14 protein-coding genes are annotated in these 22,414 nt (G+C 62.9%); 10 read left to right on the top strand and 4 right to left on the bottom strand.

The window, feature by feature from the left end; all coding sequences use genetic code 11:
• Positions 1-208: 208 nt before the first annotated feature.
• Positions 209-1,585, bottom strand: a complete 1,377-nt coding sequence (locus AUC43_RS12290) for a T9SS type A sorting domain-containing protein (protein ID WP_068193861.1) — start codon at positions 1,583-1,585, stop codon at positions 209-211.
• A 132-nt stretch (positions 1,586-1,717) separates the two neighbouring features.
• Positions 1,718-2,569, bottom strand: a complete 852-nt coding sequence (gene murI, locus AUC43_RS12285; protein ID WP_068193858.1) for a glutamate racemase — start codon at positions 2,567-2,569, stop codon at positions 1,718-1,720.
• A gap of 119 nt (positions 2,570-2,688) precedes the next feature.
• Between murI and AUC43_RS12280 the strand changes: the two genes are divergently transcribed.
• Positions 2,689-2,916, top strand: a complete 228-nt coding sequence (locus AUC43_RS12280) for a hypothetical protein (protein WP_068193855.1) — start codon at positions 2,689-2,691, stop codon at positions 2,914-2,916.
• A gap of 15 nt (positions 2,917-2,931) precedes the next feature.
• Here AUC43_RS12280 and AUC43_RS12275 read toward each other — a convergent pair whose 3' ends face one another.
• Positions 2,932-3,645, bottom strand: a complete 714-nt coding sequence (locus AUC43_RS12275; protein WP_099092939.1) for an arylesterase — start codon at positions 3,643-3,645, stop codon at positions 2,932-2,934.
• A gap of 200 nt (positions 3,646-3,845) precedes the next feature.
• Between AUC43_RS12275 and AUC43_RS12270 the strand changes: the two genes are divergently transcribed.
• The 9 genes from AUC43_RS12270 to AUC43_RS12230 all read left to right on the top strand — a co-directional run bounded on the left by AUC43_RS12270 (position 3,846) and on the right by AUC43_RS12230 (position 21,222).
• Positions 3,846-4,550 carry an ABC transporter ATP-binding protein gene (locus AUC43_RS12270; RefSeq protein ID WP_068193852.1) on the top strand — a complete coding sequence of 235 codons (705 nt, stop codon included), beginning with the start codon at positions 3,846-3,848 and terminating at the stop codon, positions 4,548-4,550.
• A complete protein-coding gene (locus tag AUC43_RS12265; RefSeq protein WP_068193848.1) occupies positions 4,543-7,071 on the top strand; it encodes an ABC transporter permease in 2,529 nt (842 codons plus the stop codon). The genes AUC43_RS12270 and AUC43_RS12265 overlap by 8 nt, the downstream gene beginning before the upstream one ends.
• Before the next feature lie 667 nt (positions 7,072-7,738).
• The gene (locus AUC43_RS12260; protein WP_068193843.1) at positions 7,739-8,161 is read left to right on the top strand and encodes a hypothetical protein; all 423 of its coding nucleotides are present in this window, start codon (positions 7,739-7,741) and stop codon (positions 8,159-8,161) included.
• A 25-nt stretch (positions 8,162-8,186) separates the two neighbouring features.
• A complete protein-coding gene (locus AUC43_RS20980; RefSeq protein ID WP_068193841.1) occupies positions 8,187-10,205 on the top strand; it encodes an ATP-binding protein in 2,019 nt (672 codons plus the stop codon).
• A gap of 231 nt (positions 10,206-10,436) precedes the next feature.
• On the top strand, positions 10,437-12,782 hold the full coding sequence (locus AUC43_RS12250) for a S9 family peptidase (protein WP_068193838.1): 2,346 nt from the start codon (positions 10,437-10,439) through the stop codon (positions 12,780-12,782).
• 411 nt (positions 12,783-13,193) lie between these two features.
• Positions 13,194-14,729 (top strand): lipase maturation factor family protein, encoded by a 1,536-nt coding sequence (locus tag AUC43_RS12245; RefSeq protein WP_068193836.1) that lies wholly within the window; start codon positions 13,194-13,196, stop codon positions 14,727-14,729.
• Between the two features lie 32 nt (positions 14,730-14,761).
• Entirely contained in the window at positions 14,762-16,216 is a 1,455-nt protein-coding gene (locus AUC43_RS12240; protein WP_068193833.1) for a phytoene desaturase family protein, read from the top strand.
• Positions 16,217-16,767: 551 nt separating this feature from the next.
• On the top strand, positions 16,768-18,147 hold the full coding sequence (locus AUC43_RS12235; RefSeq protein ID WP_199243440.1) for an amidohydrolase family protein: 1,380 nt from the start codon (positions 16,768-16,770) through the stop codon (positions 18,145-18,147).
• Positions 18,148-18,435: 288 nt separating this feature from the next.
• Positions 18,436-21,222 carry an alpha/beta hydrolase family protein gene (locus tag AUC43_RS12230; RefSeq protein ID WP_233254001.1) on the top strand — a complete coding sequence of 929 codons (2,787 nt, stop codon included), beginning with the start codon at positions 18,436-18,438 and terminating at the stop codon, positions 21,220-21,222.
• A gap of 317 nt (positions 21,223-21,539) precedes the next feature.
• Here AUC43_RS12230 and AUC43_RS12225 read toward each other — a convergent pair whose 3' ends face one another.
• Positions 21,540-22,127 (bottom strand): hypothetical protein, encoded by a 588-nt coding sequence (locus AUC43_RS12225; protein ID WP_157781055.1) that lies wholly within the window; start codon positions 22,125-22,127, stop codon positions 21,540-21,542.
• Between the last annotated feature and the right edge of the window lie 287 nt (positions 22,128-22,414).

The following is a 22,414-nucleotide window of genomic DNA, read 5'->3' as shown; positions in this document are numbered from 1 at the left end:
TCTCGTCGTGCGCGCCGTTCGGAAATCGTTCACCCATTACCGTTCAACGACGAGACGCAAAGTATTGCGTCTCTACATTGTTCTGGAAGCCCAATTGTTAACCCAAACAGTTTCTTAAAACTCAATTAATAAAAAAGGCCCCTGGTGTAGCAGGGGCCTTTTTACTATCCTAGAAAGCAGTCCAACCAAAAGTTGGGCTGTAACTCAACTAGTTTTTCTGGAGGCGGCGCACGGCAGTAATGGCGCCCTGGCGTACTTCGAGCAGGTAGGTGCCAGCGGCCAGGCCGGCGGGCAGGCGCAGCTGGCGGTCAGTGCCGAGAGCGGCTGGGGCCAATACCAAACGGCCGGTCAGGTCACGCAGGGCAACCGTAGCGGCGCCTGCCTGGGGCAGCGCCACCGTGATGCGGTCGGTGGCGGGGTTTGGGGAGATGGTCAGGCCGGGCAGGGCATTGCCGGGGTTGGTGGCGGTAACCGTTGCGGCGGGAGCAAACGCGACACCGCGAAAGACAGCGTTGGAAGCCGGCGCGGCAATAAGCGCGGCCGGCAAGGTAGTGGTGCTGGGCGCGGCGTTGTAGCCGGCGTTGTCTGAAACGAGGTATACGCCGCCGTTGCCGCTAGCTAGCAGCGACACCGTAGTGCCGGTCGTCTTGCCGTCCAGGCCGCGCAGGGCCGGAGCCGGCGTACCGGTGATGGTACCATTCAAAGTCCAGGTGGAACCCACCAGGCTCCACTTCTGGATGCCTCCATCGGTAGTGGTCCGGTCATCGACTGCATAAACCACATCTACGCCCGGTACGGTGGTACTCAAATCAGCAAAGTAGAAAGCATAGGTGCTGGGGCCACTTGTCGTTGGAAAACCCGGCAGCAGCGTAATAGTCTGGGAGGCCGTGGTGGGCAGGCCCGTGCCAACCTGCGAAATACCGAAGTTGCTACCCGAGGCCGAAGACACGTACAGGTTGCCCCCGAAGATGTTGACGCTGCGGTTGTTAGTGGGCGCTGCGGTAGAAAGTGCGGTGGTAGCAGCCGTGCCGCTGTTACCAAAAGGCACATAGCGTACGCCCGTGTTGGAACCCACGGCGTAGAACGCGGTGCCATCAACCGTGGCTGCCGAGCGAATGTTGGCGGTAGACGCCGAAGTGCCACTGAAGGCGTCGCTGATGCGGGTGCTGGTGTCCACCGTGCCATCGGCAGCCACGCGACCGATGACGCGGTTATTGGTGGCGGATGCCGTGGCAGTTAAGGTCAGAGTGCCCACGGCGGCGTCGTAGCCTGTGAGCACCAGGTAGGCACCGTTCACCGAACGGGTCAGGACGGCGTCGGAAGTTGAGCTTCCCGTATTGGTAAGAATGCTGTTGTTGCCGGCCACAGCCGTGGGCAACGCAATGGTTTGAACCAGCACGCCAGCGGGCGTATACTCGAGCAGGAACGTGGCAGTGGCCGCGCTAGTGAGGGTCGCCGAGCCATCGCCCACGCGCACCACCACAATGTTGCCCGGGGTAAATGGGGCAGCCGGTGCTAGCGCGGGCGCCATAATGAAGAGGGAAGCCAGGCAAGCCCGGAGTTTCGTTGCGAAGAGGTGCTTCATGTGAAGGAATAAGGGTGAAAAATTGAGGTTTTACAATCTGAACCGGTGGCGCGATGCTATCCTAAAGATAGAGCTACGGGCGAGCTTATCATGTTATTAAATTGCAACGATTGGAAAAAATCTGCCCTCGCTTTACTCCCAGAGCGGGTAATGCTCGAGGTGCACCTCATGCTCGAAAAATATCCGCGTGCTTTCCTCAAATGAGCGGGTGAAATCCGACACGTAGAAGTGGTGCGCGGGCGGCGTGGCCGCCGAGGGCGCCAGCAGGCCCCGGGCCGCGAGGTAGGCTTCGGCATCGGCGGCCACCACGTCGGAGGCGTCGAGCACGTCGACCCGGCCGTTGTAGTAGCGGGCAATCTGCTCTTTGATGAGGGGGTAGTGCGTGCAGGCCAGCACCAGCGCGTCGATATCGGCCAGGGCCGCGTGGCTGAGGTAGGTGCCGATGATGTCGTCGCTGATGGAATTTTTAAAGAAGCCTTCCTCAATCATCGGCACGAGCAGCGGCGTGGCCAGGGACTGCAAATCGACGCCGGCATCGAGGTCGTCGACTTTCTTTTTGTATACGTTGGAGTTCACCGTTTGCTTGGTGCCGATGAGGCCCACGCGGCGGCCGCTGTAGGCCTGGCCCAGGTGCGCCACAATGGGGTCGATGACGTTGAGCACCCGCGCTTTGGAGCCCACGTACTCGCGCACCAGCTCGTACGCCGCGGCCGAGGCGGAGTTGCAGGCAATCATAATCACCTTGCAATGTTGCCGGAGCAGTAAGTCGCAGATTTTGACCGAATAAGCCTGAATGGCGGCGGCGCTTTTGTCGCCGTAGGGCAGGTGGGCCGTGTCTCCGAAGTATACAATTCGCTCGTGGGGCAGGCGGCGGGCCACGGCCCGGGCCACCGTGAGGCCCCCAATTCCGGAATCGAACATGCCAATGGGCCGGGCGGCCAGCGCGGCGGTCGAAACGGCAGATGCAGCAGCAGCAGTAGTCATGGAGCAAAGGTAGTTGGCAGCCGCAGCGCCTCCGTATCGGCGCCATTCTTTTGAGTAGCAGCTTTCAAGATTCTTAAAAACCTCCTATATTTCCGCCCCTTCCAGGAAAGTTAATTCCCATGAGCCCCATTTTAACCGAAATAGACCAGGTACTGGCCACCCGCGATGGCCGCCTGGCCCGCCCCGTGGCCATCTATCTCGGCGAGCGCAAGTTCACCCAACTCACCCTCGACGCGGCCCGCTGCCCGCTGCCCGAGCTGAGCACCGACGCCGGCCGGCCCCTCGCCTACCGCAACCTGGAGCTGCTGCGCGACGAGTTCGACATCGACGGTGTTCGGTTGATTTAAGCGGCTCAATCTGCCTTACTCCGTGGCAGGTACTTCCAGTAGCGGCTGCAGCGTGCGCCACACCGTGCGGGCCACAATGCGGTGGCCGGCCGGCGTGGGGTGAATGCCATCGGCCTGGTTGAGGCGCCGGCTGCCGCCCACGCCTTCGAGCAGAAAGGGTATCAGCACCAGCTGGTTCTTTTCGGCAATTTCCTGGTAGAGGGCCTTAAAATCAGTGGCATAGGTTTGGCCCAGGTTGGGCGGAATCTGCATGCCGGCCAGTACAATTTGCGCGTCGGGGCTGCGGCGGCGCACCGTGTCGATGATGGCCTGCAGGTTGCGGCGGGTGTCGGTGAGGGGGATGCCGCGCAGGCCGTCGTTGCCGCCCAACTCCAGCACAAACACGTCCACGGGCTGCCGCAGCACCCAGCCCACGCGGCTGCGGCCCCCGGCGGTGGTTTCGCCGCTCAGCCCCGCGTTTATAACTTCATAGTTCAGCCCCAGCGAGTCGATTTTCTGGCCCACCAAGGCGGGAAAGGCCTGCTCGGGCTCCACGCCGTAGCCCGCGGTGAGGCTGTTGCCGAAAAACAGCAGACGCTTTTTGCCGCTAGAAGCGGCGGGCTTGGGAGCGGCCGAGCGGACGGCGGGCGCCGCCGGCGCGGTACGCCCCGTTTCGGTGGCCGGGTCAGAATTGCAGGCGCTGAGCAGCAGGGCAAAACCAGCGACTAGCGAGGAGCGAATTACGGTCATGGGCAGCATTTTGGGCACTAGGTCGTAAGGACAGAAAACATGGCAAAGGGTTTGACGTCTTCCGTAAGCATAACGAATGGCAGGCCGACCGGTTGCTACGCCGGGACGCCACGGGCACTTGGGCCCGCGTTTTCGGCGCACTATCTTTTGGCTGCCAGCGGCACCGCCGGGGCCCCACCACCGGATATCATTTTTTCTGCATGAGCATTCTTCGCGTCGAAAACCTCACCAAAACCTATGCCAGCGCCGGCCATGCGCTCACCGTGCTGCACGCCGTGAGCTTCGACCTGGCGGCCGGCGACACCTTCGCCATCGTGGGTCCGTCGGGCTCGGGCAAAACCACCCTGCTGGGCTTGTGCGCCGGCCTCGACCGGGCCACTTCCGGCAGCGTGTGGCTCAGCGGCATCCGGCTCGATGCCCTGAGCGAAGACCAGCGGGCGGCCGTGCGCAACCAGCACGTGGGCTTCATTTTCCAGAACTTCCAGCTCCTGCCCACCCTCACAGCGCTCGAGAACGTGCTGGTGCCGCTGGAGCTGCGCGGGCAGCGCGGGGCCTCGCACACCGCCCTGGCCCTGCTCGACCGCGTGGGGCTGGCCGACCGCGCCCACCACTACCCGGCCCAACTTTCGGGCGGCGAGCAGCAGCGCGTGTCGCTGGCCCGGGCTTTTGCCAACCGCCCGGCGGTGCTCTTCGCCGATGAGCCCACCGGCAACCTCGACCCCGACACCAGCGAGCGGGTGGTGAACCTGCTCTTTGAGCTGAACCGCGAAGCCGGCACTACGCTCGTGCTCGTGACCCACGACCTGGAGCTGGCCGCCCTTACCCAGCGCACGCTGCGCCTGCGCGGCGGCAAGGTGGTAGAAGGCCAAACCACGAACGCTCCTTCTACGCTTTCTCATGAGTAACCTGCTCTGGCTCTTGCGCATGGCCTGGCGCGACAGCCGCCGCAGCCGGGCCCGGCTGTTGCTGTTCATGGCCAGCATCGTGCTGGGCATTGCGGCGCTGGTGGGCATCAATTCGTTTGGCGACAACCTGGCGCGGAGCGTCCGCGAGCAGGCCCGCGAGCTGCTGGGTGCCGACCTGGTTTTGTCGGCCAACAAGCCCTTTGCCCCGTCCCTGAAACCGGTGTTGAGCCGGCTGGGCGTGGCCCGCACGCGCGAGGTATCGTTTGCCTCCATGGCGGAATTCCGGCCGGGCAAGGGCGTGCGCTTGGTGCAGGTACGGGCCCGCGACGGCGGTTTTTTCTACGGCGAGTGGCTCACCGAGCCCCGGGCGGCAGCCCAACGCTTCACCGAGCCGGGCGCCGCACCCGGCGCCCTGGTCGACGACGTGCTGCTTTCGCAGTTTGGGGCCAAAGTCGGCGATTCGGTGCAGGTGGGGCGCGTGACGCTGCCTATTATCGGGCGGGTGCTGAAGACGCCGGGCCAAACGGGCATTGCCACTGCCGTGGCCCCCACCGTGTTTATTCCGGCCCGCCTGGTCCGCCAAACCGGCCTGCTGCAGCGCGGCAGCCGCGTGCAGTACCGTCGCTCCTTCCGATTCGCGCCGGGCACCGATGTGGCGGCCGTCATCAAACCCCTGCAGGCGCGCCTCGACAAAGCCGACATCGACGTGGACACCGTGGCCAGCCGGCAGCAGCAAGTGGGCCGGGCCTTCGCCGACCTCACCCGCTACCTGAGCCTGGTGGCCTTTGTGGCGCTGCTGCTGGGCTGCGTAGGCGTGGCCAGCGCCGTGAACCTCTACGTGCGCGAAAAGCTGGCGGCCGTGGCCATCCTGCGGTGCCTGGGGGCCAGCGGCCGGCAAGCGCTGATGATTTATTTGCTCCAAACCTCGGGCCTGGGGCTGGTGGGGGCGGTGCTGGGCGCAGCTCTGGGCGCGGCGGTGCAAACCATGCTGCCGCGGGTGCTCGGCGACTTTCTGCCCGTGGCCATCACCGTGAGTGTGTCGTGGCCGGCGGTGCTCACGGGCCTGGCCACGGGGCTGCTCATGGCCGTGCTCTTTGCGCTGCTGCCGCTGCTCAGCATCCGGCGGGTGTCGCCGCTGCGGGTGCTGCGGGTGGCGTTTGAGGATGATACCACTGCGCCCGACCCGCTGCGGGGCGTGGTGCTCATGATAATTGGGCTGTTTATTCTGGCCTTTGCCTATCAGCAAACCCACGACTGGAAGCTCACGCTGGGCTTTGGGGCCGGGCTGCTGGTGGCCTTTGTGGCGCTGGCGGGCATGGGCCGACTGCTCATGGTGCTGGTGCGCCGCTTCTTCCCGGTGGGCTGGGGCTACGTATGGCGGCAGGGGCTGGCCAACTTATACCGTCCCCAAAACCTGACGCTTACCCTGATAACCTCCATTGGGCTGGGCACCTTCTTGCTGGCCACCCTTTTCCTTACCCAGGCCTTGCTGCTGGGGCGCGTGCAGATTGCCGGCCGGGGTTCCCAGCCCAATCTGGTGCTGTTTGACATTCAGCGGGAGCAGCGGGCCGGCGTGGAAAACCTGCTGCGGGCGCAGCGGCTGCCCGTGCTGCAGCGGGTGCCCATCGTCACGATGCGGCTACTCGCCATCAACGGCCGCTCGTCCTCGGCCCTTAAAAAAGACACCGCCGGCATTCCGCCCTGGGTGCTTTCCCGCGAGTACCGGGTGACGTATCGCGACTCCCTGAATTCGTCGGAAAAGCTGACGACCGGCCAGGCGCCCACCCTCGGCGCCGATGGCATCCCGCTCATCTCCATCGAAACAGCCTACCTGAAACGGGCCAAGCTCAAAATCGGCGACACGCTGGATTTCAACGTGCAAGGTGCACCCCTGCGCGCCATTGTGGGTGGCAGCCGCGAGATAGACCGCAGCCGGGTACAGCCCAGCTTTTTGGTCTTGTTTCCGGCCGGGGTGCTGGAAGAGGCGCCCCAGTTTGTGGTGCTGCTCACGCGCACGCCCAATACGGCCGTACTGGCCGCCGTGCAGCAAGTCCTGGTGCGCGACTTCCCCAACGTGTCGGCCATCGACCTCGGCCTGATTTTGCAAACCGTGGAGGACATTCTCGACAAAATCTCCTTCGTTGTGCGGTTCATGGCCGGCTTCAGCATCCTCACGGGGCTGCTGGTGCTGAGCAGCTCGGTGGTTATCAGCCGCTACCAGCGCGTGCGGGAGAGCGTCTTGCTGCGCACGCTGGGCGCCAGCCGCCGGCAAATCCTCCGCATCACGCTGGTCGAATACGGCCTATTGGGCTTGCTGGCGTCGCTGGCAGGCATTGGCCTGGCCGTGCTGGCCGCCTGGGCGCTGGCCGTGTACGTGTTCGAAGCGAGCTTTGGGCCGGCGGTGTTGCCGCTATTGGGCCTGGCCGGACTGGTCACGGCCCTCACGGCCAGCATTGGGCTGTTCAATAGCCGCGACGTGCTGCGCCGCTCGCCGCTGGAGGTACTGCGGGCCGAGGGGTAAGCTGGCGGGTAAGCGTTGGTTATTAGGGGTTTCCGATATCCTATACCATCGGTATACCAGAACGACTGTAGAGACGCCACACTTGGCGTCTCGTCGTTGAACGACTTGCGTTAGCACGAAACCCGAACGGCGTGGACGACGAGACGCCAAGTGTGGCGTCTCGTCGTCATTTAAGCATGTTGCGCGCGGTGTTATTGCAGCCCTTCCTGAGCGACAGTAAGCTGGACGAATGCGTTGCCCCGAATAGTATCGGGGCGCGTATTGTCATTTCCAAACGGCAGGCTCCTCGCCGTAAGCGTAAGCGCTGACTTGCATTTTAGGCATTAATGGCGCTGCCATAAACGGGAATAAAATCGGCGGAAATTCAGCTCAACCCTACTTTGGGTTTCGAATTAGTTTTTAGAATTATTCCCGATGATAATTAAAATATCTAAACATTGAAAACCACAGCGAATTCGGGCCGCCTGGAAGGTACGCTCTGGCCTTGCGCTGATCAATGCCAGGCTTGTAATGCCTGCCGTTATCACCGGCGGCCCGGAAACGCTGGAGCTCAACCGGGTGCAATACCAAAGAGCCGAGTTTGTCCGTAGCTTGCCTCTTTATAGCTCAACTTTACCTCAGATTATTTCCGCTCGCGAGTAGCGCTTGCTGCGTGGCCCCAATTCCCATGCGCTACATCATTTTGCTGGCCGCCATCTGGCTGCTGGCCCTGCCTGCTCAGACCACACCGCTCCCCACCCCTGACACCGCCGTGCTGCGCATCGACCGTCTGCCCACCAGTGGCCTGATGCTGATCAAAGGCTGGCGCTACCACCCTGGCGACGACCCCGCCTGGGCCCGGCCCGACTTTGACGACAGTGCCCGGGGCACGCTCAACCCCTACCGGCCCCAGCGCGAGTTGCCCGCGCGGCTGCACATGGGCATAGGCTGGCTGCGGCTGCGCGCAACTCGGCGACAGCCTGCGCCAGCGCACCCTGCTGCTGCCCAACGCCAACGGCGCTTGGGAACTGTACCTCAATGGCATCATGCACCCCGGTCCTGCCCGGGTGCAGATAAGGGCACCGAATTCACCATAAGCCTGCCTGTATAAACCACTACAATAAGTAGCCTATTGAATGAAAGCTTACTTTAAATGGATATTGCTGCTCGGGCACCTGGGCGCCGCCGTACTGGCTCACGCTCAGGTGCCCGCCAGCCGGGCCGATAGTTTGCAACGGCAGCTTACCGCGGCTCCTCCTGATACAAACCGGGTGATTTTGCTCACGCAATTGGCCTACGAACTGGCCGAATTTGACCCGGTAACCTCGGCCCGGCGGGCGCGGCAGGCGCTCCAGCTGGCCCAGGAGTTGGGCTACGTGCGCGGCGAATGCCAGGCGTATGTGTGGCTGGGCGTGGGGCTGCGCAATACCGGCGATTTCCCAGGCGCTCAGTTGCTATTACTCCGAGGCCTGCACCTGGCCGAAACCCTTGGCGACCAAGCAACCATCGCAACCGTGTACAACGCCATGGGCCGGTTAAAAAGCGAACAGCACAATTACCGCCCAGCATTAGGCTTTTATCTGCGAGCAAAAAACATAGCTCAGAACACCAGGAAGCTAACTCTGCTCACGCGCGTGACGGGCAACATCGGTGAAGCGTATTTCCGCTTGGGGGTATTGGATTCGGCTAAGACCTACTTGATTGAAGGCTACCGGCTCGACATGCAGCAGCACGACAGGGTGAGCGAAGCGGGTGACCTGTACGCGCTCGGCGTTTTGGCCGCCCGGCAGGGGCAGCCGGAGCAAGCCCGGGATTATTACCGGCGCAGCCTGCGGTTGGCCCATATCGTCACTTACTTGGTGTCCCCCGTGTTTCTGGGCATGGCCGAGTTGGCCCAGTCCGCTGGCCAACCCGACTCTGTGCTGTACTACGGCCACCGGGCGCTGGCAGCCGGGCTTGCGTACCATACCCCAGCCAGCGTATTGGCTGCGAGCAATTACCTCAGCCGTGCCTACGCGGCCCGGCGCGACAGCGCCGCGGCGTTCCGCTACCTGGCCCTGGCCAATGCAACCCGCGATAGTCTCTACAGCCAAGCCAAAACCATCCAGATGCAAACCCTGGATTTCAGCGAGCGCCAGCGCCTGAAAGACCTGGCCGACCAGCAAGCCCAAGCCACTGCCCGGCAGCGCCAGAACCTGCTGCTGGCCGCATTACTCTGCGCCGTGCCGGGGCTGGTGCTGCTCTGGCGCCACAACCGCCTGCAGCGCCGCAGCAACGAGCAACTCCTCCAGCTCAACGAAGCCGTGACGCAGCAGAAACTGGAGCTGCAAGGCCAGCACGACCAGCTCGATTCCTCCCTGACCAGCCTACGGGCGGCCCAGACCCAGCTCATCCAAAAGGAGAAAATGGCCAGCCTGGGCGAGCTGACGGCCGGCATCGCCCACGAAATTCAAAACCCACTCAACTTCGTCAATAACTTCTCGGAGGTGAGCAGCGAGTTGCTCTCCGAATTAGCAGAGGAGCAGGCCCGCTCGGAGCGCGATACCGCGCTCGAAGCCGAACTGGTGGGCGACCTGCGCCAGAACATGGCCAAAATCACCGAGCACGGCCAACGGGCGGCCAGCATCGTCAAGGGCATGCTCGAGCACAGCCAAAATCGCGCCGGCGAGCGCCAGCCCACCGACCTCAACCGGCTTACCGACGAGTACCTGCGCCTGGCTTACCAGGGGCTACGCGCCAAGGATAAAAGCTTTAATGCCTCCCTCACCACGGATTTTTCCACCGACTTACCGCCGGTAACGCTGGTAGGCGTGGACGTGGGGCGGGTGCTGCTCAACCTGTTCGCCAACGCCTTTTATGCCGTGCGCCAGCGCCAGCAGCAAGGCGACCCCGGCTACCAGCCGCAGGTAGGCGTGCGCACCGTACTGCTCAACCAGCAAGTTCAGATTCAGGTCACCGACAACGGCACGGGCATGCCCGAAAGCGTGAAAGAGAAAATCTTCCAGCCCTTTTTCACCACCAAGCCCAGCGGCGAAGGCACCGGCTTGGGCCTGTCGCTCAGCTACGACATCATCGCCCAGGGCCACGGCGGCACGCTCACTGTGGAAAGCCAGGAAGGCCACGGCACCACCTTTTCCATGGGCCTGCCTGTGTGACTCTTGCCCGCTTAGGTTTCCTGCCTGCTGATTGATTGAGCTGGTTTAGGGACGCCCGGCCAGACTATAAGCAGGCGTGCCCTTACAAGCAGGAGCCCTGGGCGATGGCTCATTATAATGAGGCAAATCCAAGGGCAATGCTGCTGGGCTGACTGCCTTCAGATTTTAAGCCAGCTCAACCAAGGATTTCGCAATACCTTGCGGCTATCAAATCGTCCATTTTCTGAGCTTATGCCCAACTATTTACTTGCCCTGACGTCGCTGGCGGTATCATTACCGCTCGCCGCGCAGGCGCAACAGCCACCCGCCCTCACGGCCCAGGACTATGCGCGGGCCGAACGATTCATGGGCTACAACACCCAGGCCCTGGTAGACCACAGCATGGGCCAGCCCAACTGGCTCGGCGGCGACCGGTTTTGGTACCGGGTGATGACCGCGCAGGGCAGCGAATTTGTGCTGGTAGACCCGGCCCACAAGTCCAAAAAACCTGCCTTCGACCACGCCAAGCTGGCGGCGGGGCTTTCGGCGGCCAGCGGCAAAAGCTACGAGGCTACCCGCCTGCCGTTCCGCAGCTTCGCGTTTTCGCCCGATGACAAGCTGGTTTTGTTTTCCTCCGGCGGCAAGAAGTGGCAGTACGACACGGCCAGCGGCCAGGTGAGCGCCGACCCCACGCCGGCGCCCAGCCCAGGAGCGGGGGCCAATGCCCGCAATGAAATTGTGTCGCCGGATGGCCAGCGGGCCGCCTACATCCAGGACTACAACCTGTGGATGCGCGACACCAAAACCAACAAGCTAACCCAGCTGACCACCGACGGGGCCAAGGACTACGGCTACGCCACCGACAACGCCGGCTGGACTACCAGCGACAAGCCGGTGCTGCTCTGGGCGCCGGATTCGCGCAAAATCGCCACCTACAAGCAGGACCAGCGCGCGGTGAGCGACATGTACCTGGTGACCACCAACGTGGGTAAGCCAACGCTGAAATCCTGGAAATACCCGCTGCCCGGCGATAAAGACATCATCACCATCGAGCGGGTCATCGTGGAAGTGGAGCAGCCGAAAGTGGTGAAGTTCCAGATGGCGCCCGACCCGCGCCGCGGCTCATTGGCCGACGACATCTCGGCCGGCAACAAGGGCTTCGACGACGTGGACTGGAGCCCCGACGGCTCGCAGCTGGCGTTCGTGTCGACCTCGCGCGACCACAAAGTGGAGAAGCTCCGGGTGGCCGACGCCGCCACGGGCAACGTCCGGGAAGTCTTTTCTGAAACCGTGCCCACGCAGTACGAATCGGGCCAGGGCGACATCAACTGGCGCTACCTGCCCAAAACCAAGGAAGTTATCTGGTATTCGGAGCGCGACAACTGGGGCCACCTCTACCTGTACGACGCCACCACGGGCAAGCCCAAGTATCAGATTACCAAGGGCAACTGGGTGGTAACCGAGCTGCTGAAAGTGGATGAGAAAGCCCGTCAGCTGTACTTTCTGGCCGATGGCCGCGAGCCGGGCAACCCCTACTTCACCCACCTCTACCGCGTGGGAATGGACGGCAAGCACCTCACCCTGCTCACGCCCGAAGCCGGCAACCACCGCATTAGCTTGTCGCCCTCCGGCCGCTACTTTCTCGACAGCTATTCCCAGCCCAACGTGCCCACGGTGAGCCTGGTGCGCAGCCTGGACGGCAAGCTCGTGACGCCGCTGGAAAAGACCGACATTTCGCGGCTCACGGCCACGGGCTGGAAAGCCCCCACTCCCATCACGGTGAAGGGCCAGGACGCGCAGACCGACCTCTACGGCCTGATGTTTACGCCCACCACGCTGGACCCCAATAAGAAGTATCCGGTTATCAACTACATCTACCCGGGGCCGCAGGGCGGCAGCGTGGGCAGCTGGTCGTTTGCCCCGGCCCGCGGCGACCACCAGGCGCTGGCCGAGCTGGGCTTCGTGGTGGTGGTGCTGGAGGGCAGCTGCAACCCGCTGCGCTCCAAAAGCTTCCACGATGGCTGCTACGGCAACATGGCCGAAAACACCCTCGCCGACCAAACCGCCGGCATGCGGCAGCTGGCCCAGCGCTACCCCTACATCGACCTGAGCCGGGCCGGCATCTGGGGCCACTCCGGTGGCGGGCTGGCGGCCGCCTCGGCCATGTTCCGCTACCCGGATTTCTTTAAGGTGGGCATCTCCGAATCGGGCAACCACGACAGCCGCAACTACGAGGACGACTGGGGCGAACGCTACATCGGCCTGCTCACGACCCAGCCCGACGGCACCTCCAACTACGACTCCCAGGCCAACGCCACCTACGCCAAAAACCTGAAGGGCAAGCTGATGCTGGCCCACGGCCTGATGGACAACAACGTGCCGCCCTACAACACCCTGCTGGTGGTGGAAGCGTTAATCAAGGCCAATAAAACCTTCGACCTGGTGGTGTTCCCCAACGCCGCGCACGGCTACGGCGCTTATTCCGACTACATGACCCGCCGCCGCTGGGATTATTTCGTACGCAACTTAGCCGGCGCCGAAACCCCGCAGGACTACCAGCTGACCGCAAAGCCCGACCCGCGCAACGCGACGCTGTAAGCAGCCCGCTGCTCCATCTTTTTCCCGCTCAATAGCGGCATTAGCCCCAGTGGGGCGGCCCAGCCAGACGCCCCACCGGCGCGCTGGTACGGGTCGCCTCCCTGGGGCTTCTGCTTTGTGCTCCCGGTTTCTCAGCCGCCAGGGCATCCTTTACTTAATCATAATATAGTGAATCAGTTAAGAACAAAACCTCATCAACTACTTCATCTCAAAAGCAGGCTACCCAACTAAACTCGACCTGAACCTGCTCGCCCATTCTAAGTATCTACAGGCAGCGGCTGGGGCTAAAGTCCAGTGAAAGATTCCGAGGTAATAGCCTCCCCAACACCCGGCTATTTACGAATCGGATTTTAGCTCCGGCACCCACCCGAAAAGCACCCGACGTATTGTTTTCCTTCAGCGAACAACACAATGGACAGCCCCGCCCCCAGCGTGTCGCAGGCGCCAGCCGGCCCTCCTACTTACTGGCTCACCCGGTTTGTAATTCTGCGCTTGCTGGGGGCCATCTATGCGGTAGCTTTTCTGGTGGCCATAAACCAGATTGTGCCCTTGATTGGCTCCCACGGGCTGCTGCCGGTGGGCACGTTTTTGCGGCGGGTGAGCCAGGTACTGGGGTCTGATGGGGCGGGCTTTGCGCACCTGCCGTCGCTGTTTTGGTTCTGGCATTCGGATACCGCCTTGTTGACGGTGGCCTGGGTTGGGCTGGCGCTTTCCTGCGTGGTGGCGGCCGGCTGGGCCAATGGGCTGCTGCTGGCGGTGCTCTGGGTGCTTTACATGTCCATCGTGCACGTGGGCCAGGAATGGTACGGCTACGGCTGGGAGATTCAGCTCACCGAAACCGGGTTTCTGGCCATCTTTCTGTGCCCCTTTTTCGACTGGCGGCCTTTTCCCCGGTACGCCCCGCCCATGCCCGTTATCGTGCTGTTTCGGTGGCTGGCCTGCCGCGTCATGCTGGGTGCCGGGCTGATTAAGGTGCGCGGCGACGAAGTGTGGCGGAACAGCACCGCCCTGTATTACCACTTCGAAACCCAGCCCATTCCCAACCCGCTGAGCCGGTGGTTCCATTTCCTGCCGCGCATCGTGCTGCGCCTGGGCGTGTGGTTCAACTGGCTGGCCGAGCTGGTGGCGCCCTTTTTCGTGTTTGGGCCCCGGCTGGCGCGGCACTTGGCTGGCACCGTGATGGTGCTGTTTCAGCTCAACCTCATTCTCAGCGGCAACCTTTCGTTTTTGAACTGGCTGACCATTGTGTCGGCGCTGGCGTGTTTCGACGACGGCTTCTGGGCCCGGCTGCTGCCCCAGCGGCTGGTGAAACGGGCGGAAGCCGCCGCGGCCGGCGCCGAGGAGTCGCGGCCCCTGCGCACGGCGGCGTGGGTCGTCACGGCGGTTATTGCCGTGCTCAGCATCCGGCCGGTGCTGAACATGGTGTCGCCGGGGCAAATCATGAACACATCCTTCGACCCGCTGGACCTCGTGAATACCTACGGGGCCTTCGGCACGGTGGGCAAGGAGCGGCTGAACGTGGTATTTGAAGGCACCCTGGACGAAAACCCCAGCGACAATGCCCACTGGAAGCCCTACCTCTACAAAGGCCTGCCGGTGGCCCTGAACCGGCGCTCGCCGCAAATTGCGCCCTACCAGCTGCGGCTCGACTGGCAGATGTGGTTTGCCGCCATGGCCTCCCCCAACGAATACCCCTGGACGGTGAACCTGGTGTGGAAACTGCTGCACAACGACCCCGGGGCCCTGAGTCTGTTTGCTAATAACCCCTTCCCCGGCCGGCCGCCGCGCTACGTCCGGGCCATTCGCTACCGCTACACCTTTGCCAAGCCCGGCAACGAGCAGGGCCTGTGGTGGACCCGCGACCGGCTCGACGTGTGGCTGCCCGCCATCTCCACCGACAATCCGCGCCTGCTTGCCTTTCTGAAACAGACCGGCTGGATTCCCTAACTTGAGCCGTTTAGCCCAATTTCACCCCACGCATGAGCACATCTGCCTACGATGCCGTTGTCGTCGGCTCCGGCCCCAACGGGCTGGCGGCGGCCATCGCGCTGCAGCAGGCGGGCCTGGCGGTGCTGCTGCTGGAGGGCAAGCGGGAGCTGGGCGGCGGCCTGCGCACCGCCGAGCTGACCCTGCCCGGCTTCCGCCACGACATCTGCTCGGCCATTCACCCGCTGGCCGCCGCCTCGCCGTATTTCCAGACCTTGCCACTGGCCCAATACGGCCTCCACTACCTCACGCCACCTGTGGCCGCCGCGCACCCCTTTGATGATGGCACCGCGGCGGCCGTAGTTACTTCGCTGGCCGATACCGCCCGCAGCCTCGGCCCCGACGCAGCCTCCTACCAACGCCTGCTCGGCCCGCTGGTCGAAAGCTGGCCCAACATTGCCAACGACGTGCTGGCCCCGCTGCATTTCCCCAAACACCCGCTGGACATGGCCCGTTTTGGGCTCTCGGCCCTGCAGCCGGCCACCCTGCTGGCCCGGCGCTTCACCGGCGACAAAGCCCGCGGCCTGCTAGCCGGCATGGCGGCCCACGCCATTCAGCCCCTGTCCAACCTCACGACTTCGGCCATCGCGCTAGTTTTGCTGATTGCGGCACACCGGGGCGGCTGGCCCCTGCCCCAGGGCGGCTCGCAGGCCATTGCCGATGCGCTGGTGGCCCACTTCCGGGCCCTGGGCGGCCACGTCGAAACGGGCACGTTCGTGCGCTCGCTGGCGCAGCTGCCGCCGGCCCGGGCTGTGCTGCTCGACGTAACCCCAGCCCAACTTCTGCAGATTGCGGGGCACAGCCTCTCCAGCATCTACCAGTGGCAGCTCCGGCGCTACCGCTACGGCATGGGCGTGTTTAAAATCGATTGGGCGCTAGCCGAACCCATCCCCTTCACCGCCCCGGAATGTGCCCAGGCCGGCACGGTGCACCTGGGCAATACGCTGGAAGAAATTGCCGCCGGGGAGCGCGCTTCCTCGCGGGGGCAGCACCCAAACAGGCCCTTCGTGCTGCTGGCCCAGCAAAGCCTCTTCGATGCCACCCGCGCCCCAGCAGGACGCCACACCGCCTGGGCCTACTGCCACGTGCCCAACGGCTCGCGCGTAGACATGACCGCCGCCATCGAGGGCCAGGTCGAGCGCTTTGCGCCCGGCTTCCGCGAGCGCATCCTCGCCCGCCACACCTTCGACACTGCCCAGCTGGAAGCATACAACCCGAACTACGTGGGGGGCGACATCAACGGCGGCTTGCTGGACCTCAGCCAGTTGTTTACGCGGCCTGCCCTGCGGGCTTCGCCCTACCGCACCTCGCAGCGGGGGCTCTACCTATGCTCCTCGGCCACCCCGCCCGGCGGGGGCGTGCACGGCCTGTGCGGCTACTACGCCGCCCGCCGCGCCCTGCGCGACGTATTTGGCCTGCCTGCGCCGCCCCTGCACGGAGAGCGGTGAAAGCGCACCTCGCGCGCCTGTAGCAGACTTGAGCCAGCCAGATGCCGAAGCACCATGACCATCCAACTGCTAGGAGCCCAATCGGTAGAAACGAATGAAGCTAATGGCTTCACTTCCTGCTCAAGTAGCTATCTATTGAATCCGGCTATCGAGGCCGGCAAGCTGAGCTTGTCGAAGCACTTTGACCGTTCTTTTTAGCCGATAGTTGGATAGGCTTAAATCTGATAAACGGGAAGGGCGCTGAAGCGCAGACGGCTTTTACCCGTACGCCGGCGCGGTGGGAAGGTGGAGTCTCGAGCTGCTAGAGGCGCTGCTGGAGAGGGCTGAGGCAGCACGGCTTAGGTATTCTTCCGCAGCAAGAAAGGCACACGGTATACTGGCACACGGTATACTCCGAATTCGCGCTGGGCGGAAATGTTTGCAACTGCCCAGCGCCGGAGCTAAACCGCTGCCATTGCAGCGGCTACCTTCGCTTCCGTGAGCCGGCCCTCGGGGCCCTTGGTCGTTTCTCATTATCGCCCTGCAATCTGTTCCTTCCTATGCGCCTCGTCTTGCTTCTCTGTTTCGCCCTGCTGCTCCTTAGCGGCGCCAGCCACGCCCAACAGCTAACCATCGTGCACGTCAACGTGGTCGATGTCGTATCCGGCCGCATTCAGCCCAACATGACGGTGGTTATTGCCGGCAAGCGCATTGCCCGGGTGAGCCCGTCGGCCCGCATTAATCCGCAATCCGGCAAGGTAGTCGACGCCACCGGCCAGTACCTTATCCCCGGGCTGTGGGACATGCACACCCACGTGTATTTCGACGGCACGGCAGCCGCCGGCACCGACCTGATTCTGCCCTTGTTCGTGGCCAATGGCGTCACCGGCATTCGCGACATGGGCAGCGAGCTGGAGGCCGTGCTGCAGGCGCGGGCCGGCATTGCCGCGCACCGGCTGGTGGGCCCGCGCATGGTGGTGAGCGGCCCCATGCTCGACGGGCCCAAGTCGCCCTACAAAGCTTCCATTGCCATTGCCACGCCGGCAGACGGGCGCAAAGCCGTTGACCAGCTCAAAGCCCGGGGCGTCGACTTTATCAAGGTACAGTCGCTGGTGCCCCGCGAAGCCTACTTTGCCATCGCGGCTGAAGCCAAGAAAGCGGGCCTCCCCCTGGATGGCCACGTGCCCGACGCCGTGCGCGCCACCGAAGCCATAACGGCCGGCCAGCGCACGTTTGAGCACCTGATTGGCATTTTCGAGGCCAGCTCAACGGCCGAAGATGGCTACGTGACGGGCCAGGAAAAATCGCCCGGCCGTTTGCTGGCTACCTACGCTCCGGCCCGCGAAGCCGCGGTGGTCCGGCTGCTGGCGGCCCACCCGCAGGTGTGGCAATGCCCCACGCTGTTCTGGGAGCGCGGCCAGTGGCTGGTCGACTCCATTGCCTGGCAACAGGACCCCGACCTGAGCTACGCCGGCCGCAGCTGGGTGAACCAGCGCTGGCCCAAAGCCCAAACCAACATTGCCCGCACCCTCGACACCGAGCCGCTGGCCGTGCGCGCCCGTTTCGTCACCCACGAGCTCGACCTCGTACGCAAGCTGCACGCGGCGCACGTTGGCTTCCTGGCCGGCACCGATACGCCGGCCGGCGTCGACCTGATTCCCGGGGCCAGCCTGCACCTGGAGCTGCAGCGCTTCGTGGCAGCCGGCTTTACGCCCCTGGAAGCCCTGCAAACGGCCACCCTCAACCCGGCGCGGTTCCTCAAGCGGACGCAGGATTTCGGCACCGTGCAGGCTGGCCGCCTCGCCGACCTGGTGCTGCTCAGCGCCAACCCGCTGGCGGATATCGCCAACACCCGCAGCATCGTAGGCGTGCTGGCCGATGGGCAGTACTTCTCGCCCACCGATTTAGCGCAGCTGCGGCAGCGGCTACAGCAGGTGGCGGCTGGCAAATAGGGCGGTTTGGAAGCTGATTTGCGGAAGGTGCCTGGGATGGAATGGGTTGTCGTAAAGCTGTAGAAACGCGACACTTCGCGTCTCAACGTTGAACGACCTGCCTAATCCGCAGGCCTACCAAAGTCAACAACGATTGAGACGCGAAGTGTCGCGTCTCTACAGCTGCTGGGGCGTTCGCGAAGCGGCCCTCTGGCATTCCGCTAACACCTTCGCGCCAGGAGTATATTTGGGGATAATCCCTTCCATATGCCAAAGCCATTCCTCCTAATTACCACACTGCTTTGCCAGTTGCCCGCGCTGGCTCAGCAAGCCCCCAAAAAACCGCTCGACCACTCCGTTTATGACAAATGGGAAAGCGTCGTCAACCCCAAAATCAGCAACAACGGCAAGTACGTGCTGTACCAGGTGAAGCCCCAGCAGGGCGACGGCACGCTCTACCTGAAAACGGCCGACAACCGCCCGCTGGCCCAAATTAGCCGCGGCGACTCCGCAGCCTTCTCGGCCGATTCGCGGTTTGCGGTGTTTCCCATCAAGCCGCCGTACGCGCTGGTGCGGCAGGCCAAAATCAAGAAGAAAAAGGCCGACGACATGCCCAAGGATTCGCTGGGCGTGTACGCCCTCGAAACCGGCAAGCTCACCAAATACCCCAACGTGAAGTCGTGGCAGCTGGCCGAGAAAGCCTCCGTGCTGGCCTTCCTGGGCAACAAACCGGTGGTGAAAGACACCAAGCCCAAAGCCCCGGCCGATACGCTCAAGAAGCTCACCGACGGCCTGCTCGACGCCAACAAAGCCGGCGCGCCCCTCACCTTGGTAAATCTGCTGACCGGCACCACCCGCGAGTTTGCGTCGGTTACCGATTACCAGCTCAGCAAGCCGGGCAACCGCGTGGCCTTCGCCGTGCTGGCCCCCAAAGGCAGCAAGGACGTGAAGTCGGGTCTGTTTGCGTTCGATGTAGCGGCCGGGAAGCTCAAGAAGCTGAGCACCGGCAAGGGCACTTATAAGAATCTGGCCTTCGACGACGCGGGCAAGCAGCTGGCCTTCGCGGCCGAGAAGCACCCGGAGAAGGCCCTGGTGAAGCCGTTCAGCCTGTACTACTCCAACTTCGCCGCTGATTCGGCCGCCATTATCCTGCGGCCCGGCGACAAGGCGCTGAAAAGAGGTTGGTCGCCGAGTGGCTTCGGCAAAATCCTGTTCAGCGACAACGGCGAGAAGCTGTTTTTCGGCACCGCGCCCGACCCCCTGCCGCAGGATACCACGCTGGTGGACTTTGAGCACGCCAAGCTCGACATCTGGAACTACAAGGACGACTACCTGCAACCCATGCAGCTGAAGACGCTGAAGAAGGATTTGCAGCGCAACTACCTGGCCGTCATCTACCCCAAGCAGGCCAACAAGATGGTGCAGCTCGAAGACGAGTACCTGCGCGACTCCTACCTGGCCGACAATACCAATGCCGAGTACGTGCTGGCCACCACCGACACCGCCAAGCGAGTATCGATGCAGTGGGAAGGCAACACCCGCAAGCAGGCCTACCTCGTCTCGACGCGCACCGGCCAGCGCATTGCCATCAACCCGAAAGCTTCCAAAAGCCGGTTCCAGATTTCACCCCACGGCGACTACGCCCTGTGGTACGACGACGCGGCCAAGGCCTGGTTTGCCTACTCGGTAGCCACCCGCAACACTGTGAACCTGACCCAGAAAACCGGCGTGAGCTTCGCCGACGAGGAAAACGACTCGCCGACCGACCCCGAGCCCTACGGCCTGGCCGCCTGGACCAAGAACGACGAAGCCGTGCTGCTCTACGACCGGTACGACATCTGGAAAATCAACCCCAAAACCGGCCTTGCCACCAACTTCACCAATGGCCTGGGCCGCCAGCAGAAGCTGCGTTTCCGCTACCGCATCCCAGTGGACAAGCAGAAATTCATCGAGCCAAAAGACGAACTGCTGCTCCTGACGCAGAACGACGTGGACAAGACCTGGGGCTACTACCGCAAGCCCCTCGGCAGCACCAAAGCCCCCGAGCGCCTGGCCATGGCCCCGATGACTTTCTCCAATGTGGAGCAGGCCAAGAACGCCCGCCGCTACGTCTACACCAAATCGAGCGTGAGCCAGCCGGCCGACGTGTACGTGAGCGCCGACCTGAAAAAAGAAACCAAGCTCAGCGCCATCAACGCCCAGCAGAAGGACTACAACTGGATGACAGCCGAGCTCGTGCACTGGACCACTCCGCAGGGCCACGCCGCCACCGGCGTACTCTACAAGCCCGAAAACTTCGACCCCACGAAGAAATACCCGATGATTTCGTATTTCTACGAGAAGGTGTCGGACGGAATCTACCGCTACCAGGGCCCCGCGCCCACGCCCTCGCGGCTCGACATTGCCATGTTTGCAAGCAACGGCTACCTCGTGTTCACGCCCGACATCAGCTACACCGTGGGCGAGCCCGGCCCCTCGGCCGTGGAGTACGTGAACTCGGGCGTGGAGGCGCTGAAGAAAAACCCCTGGGTTGATGCCGCCCACCTGGGCATCCAGGGCCAGAGCTGGGGCGGCTACCAGGTGGCCTACCTCATCACCCAAACCAACATGTACGCCGCCGCCTGGGCCGGCGCGCCCGTTGTGAACATGACCTCGGCCTACGGCGGCATCCGCTGGGAATCGGGCATGAGCCGGCAGTTCCAGTACGAGCGCACCCAGAGCCGCATCGGCGCCACGCTGTGGGAAAAGCCGGAGGCCTACATCCGCAACTCGCCGCTATTCCAACTGCCCAAGGTGCAGACGCCGGTGGTCATCATGTCGAACGATGCCGACGGGGCCGTGCCGTGGTACCAGGGCATCGAGATGTTCACCGACCTGCGCCGCCTGGGCAAGCCCGTGTGGCTGCTGCAATACAACGGCGAGGCCCACAACCTCATCAAGCGCGAAAACCGCAAAGACATTTCCATCCGCGAGCTCCAGTTTTTCGACCACTACCTGAAAGGCGCTCCGGCTCCGGTGTGGCTCGACAAGGGCGTGCCCGCTGTTGAGAAAGGCCGGAATTGGGGTTTGGAAACCTCGAAGGGGACCGGAATGTAGAGTAGCAGAACGACAGAAAAAGGCCCGTTTCCCAGTTGGGAAGCGGGCCTTTTGCGTTGGTTGAAACTGCGGGATAAGTGATGATGGCTCAGCCGCTGAACTGGCGCGAGTTTAGCGCAGCGTAACTCGTGACGGTTTATTTGGGCGAGGCGGTGCCTCGCATCCGAACGACTTAGCAATAACCTTCTTATGGCCAGTCTTGCGTTGCCGCCGAAGCGGCAGTGGAGGCCCAGCCTCCACCTCATAGCTGGTCACGAGTTACGCTGCACTAAACTTGCGCCAATTCAGGGGCCTAGACTGCTACCTGACTTCAATGCTCAATTTGGAAAAATTGTGGCGGCCGTTTCGTATGACACCTCCTCAATTTCTTTGCGGAAGACGTAGGAGTACACAATGCGTTTGAAATCATTGCGGCCCACCAACCCGGCCCGGATGCGTTGGGCAAGCAGCGGGTTATCGATAAAAAATGCGGGCATATGGCGCGCAAAATCAGTTTCTTCCCACGGCACCACTACTAGGTCGGCCTCGGGGGTAGGGCGCAGCACCCACGCCAGGTAGTGAGATGGCCCGTACTGAGGGCTCATGCCCGGCACCAACTGGTCATACTGCAATACCTGGAGCTTGCCCCTGAGCATGACTCGAAAAAAAGCAACATCCCCAAACGGCAGGTTCATGGGCTGGCCGGCCAGTGCCACTTGCCGCGCCACAGTAAAAGAATCGGGGCCTATGGTGAAATGGCACATCTGCTCGGCAGCCAAGTTCACAGGGTCGGCTTTGCCCTGGTCTACCTGCACCACGTTTCGAGACAGGGTTTGCCAGATACGCAGCCGACCGGCGTGCCGGGTACCGTCGGCCAAGGTGTAGTACCCCGGCTGGTATTTCCCATGAACTGCAGCTTCCAGCAAATTTCGGTGTCGGCCTTGGCCATGCCCTAGCGTGGGCAGCAACAACAGGAGAACTAGCAACCGACTAAGGCTTAGCTTTTCAAGAAACATGCAGGAGGGACTATGGTAGAGTATTTGGAAATAGAGGGCTCTCCGCCCGAACAAATATATCCACAATAGGGAGGCCCCCTTGGCTCTGTGCCTGCAGTCAGGCGATACCTTCCAGCGGGTGAATACGCAGGTGCCATACTCGCGAGCTGGCTGCTTGCGCACACCAACCCCAACCGCTCCGGCCGTACCTTTGCGGT

The organism is Hymenobacter sedentarius, from assembly GCF_001507645.1.
Classification (GTDB): Bacteria; Bacteroidota; Bacteroidia; order Cytophagales; family Hymenobacteraceae; genus Hymenobacter; species Hymenobacter sedentarius.
The sequence above is the reverse complement of the archived record's forward strand: the minus strand, read 5'-3'. Positions and strand labels throughout refer to the sequence as shown.

Excerpts from the sequence above, each read along its gene's own strand:
- AUC43_RS12270 (WP_068193852.1), top strand. The coding sequence starts at position 3,846 with ATGAGCATTCTTCGCGTCGAAAACCTCACCAAAACCTATGCCAGCGCC.
- AUC43_RS12240 (WP_068193833.1), top strand. The coding sequence starts at position 14,762 with ATGAGCACATCTGCCTACGATGCCGTTGTCGTCGGCTCCGGCCCCAAC.
- AUC43_RS12280 (WP_068193855.1), top strand. The coding sequence starts at position 2,689 with ATGAGCCCCATTTTAACCGAAATAGACCAGGTACTGGCCACCCGCGAT.
- murI (WP_068193858.1), bottom strand. The coding sequence starts at position 2,569 with ATGACTACTGCTGCTGCTGCATCTGCCGTTTCGACCGCCGCGCTGGCC.
- AUC43_RS20980 (WP_068193841.1), top strand. The coding sequence starts at position 8,187 with ATGAAAGCTTACTTTAAATGGATATTGCTGCTCGGGCACCTGGGCGCC.
- AUC43_RS12265 (WP_068193848.1), top strand. The coding sequence starts at position 4,543 with ATGAGTAACCTGCTCTGGCTCTTGCGCATGGCCTGGCGCGACAGCCGC.
- AUC43_RS12245 (WP_068193836.1), top strand. The coding sequence starts at position 13,194 with ATGGACAGCCCCGCCCCCAGCGTGTCGCAGGCGCCAGCCGGCCCTCCT.
- AUC43_RS12275 (WP_099092939.1), bottom strand. The coding sequence starts at position 3,645 with ATGACCGTAATTCGCTCCTCGCTAGTCGCTGGTTTTGCCCTGCTGCTC.
- AUC43_RS12290 (WP_068193861.1), bottom strand. The coding sequence starts at position 1,585 with ATGAAGCACCTCTTCGCAACGAAACTCCGGGCTTGCCTGGCTTCCCTC.
- AUC43_RS12260 (WP_068193843.1), top strand. The coding sequence starts at position 7,739 with ATGCGCTACATCATTTTGCTGGCCGCCATCTGGCTGCTGGCCCTGCCT.
- AUC43_RS12250 (WP_068193838.1), top strand. The coding sequence starts at position 10,437 with ATGCCCAACTATTTACTTGCCCTGACGTCGCTGGCGGTATCATTACCG.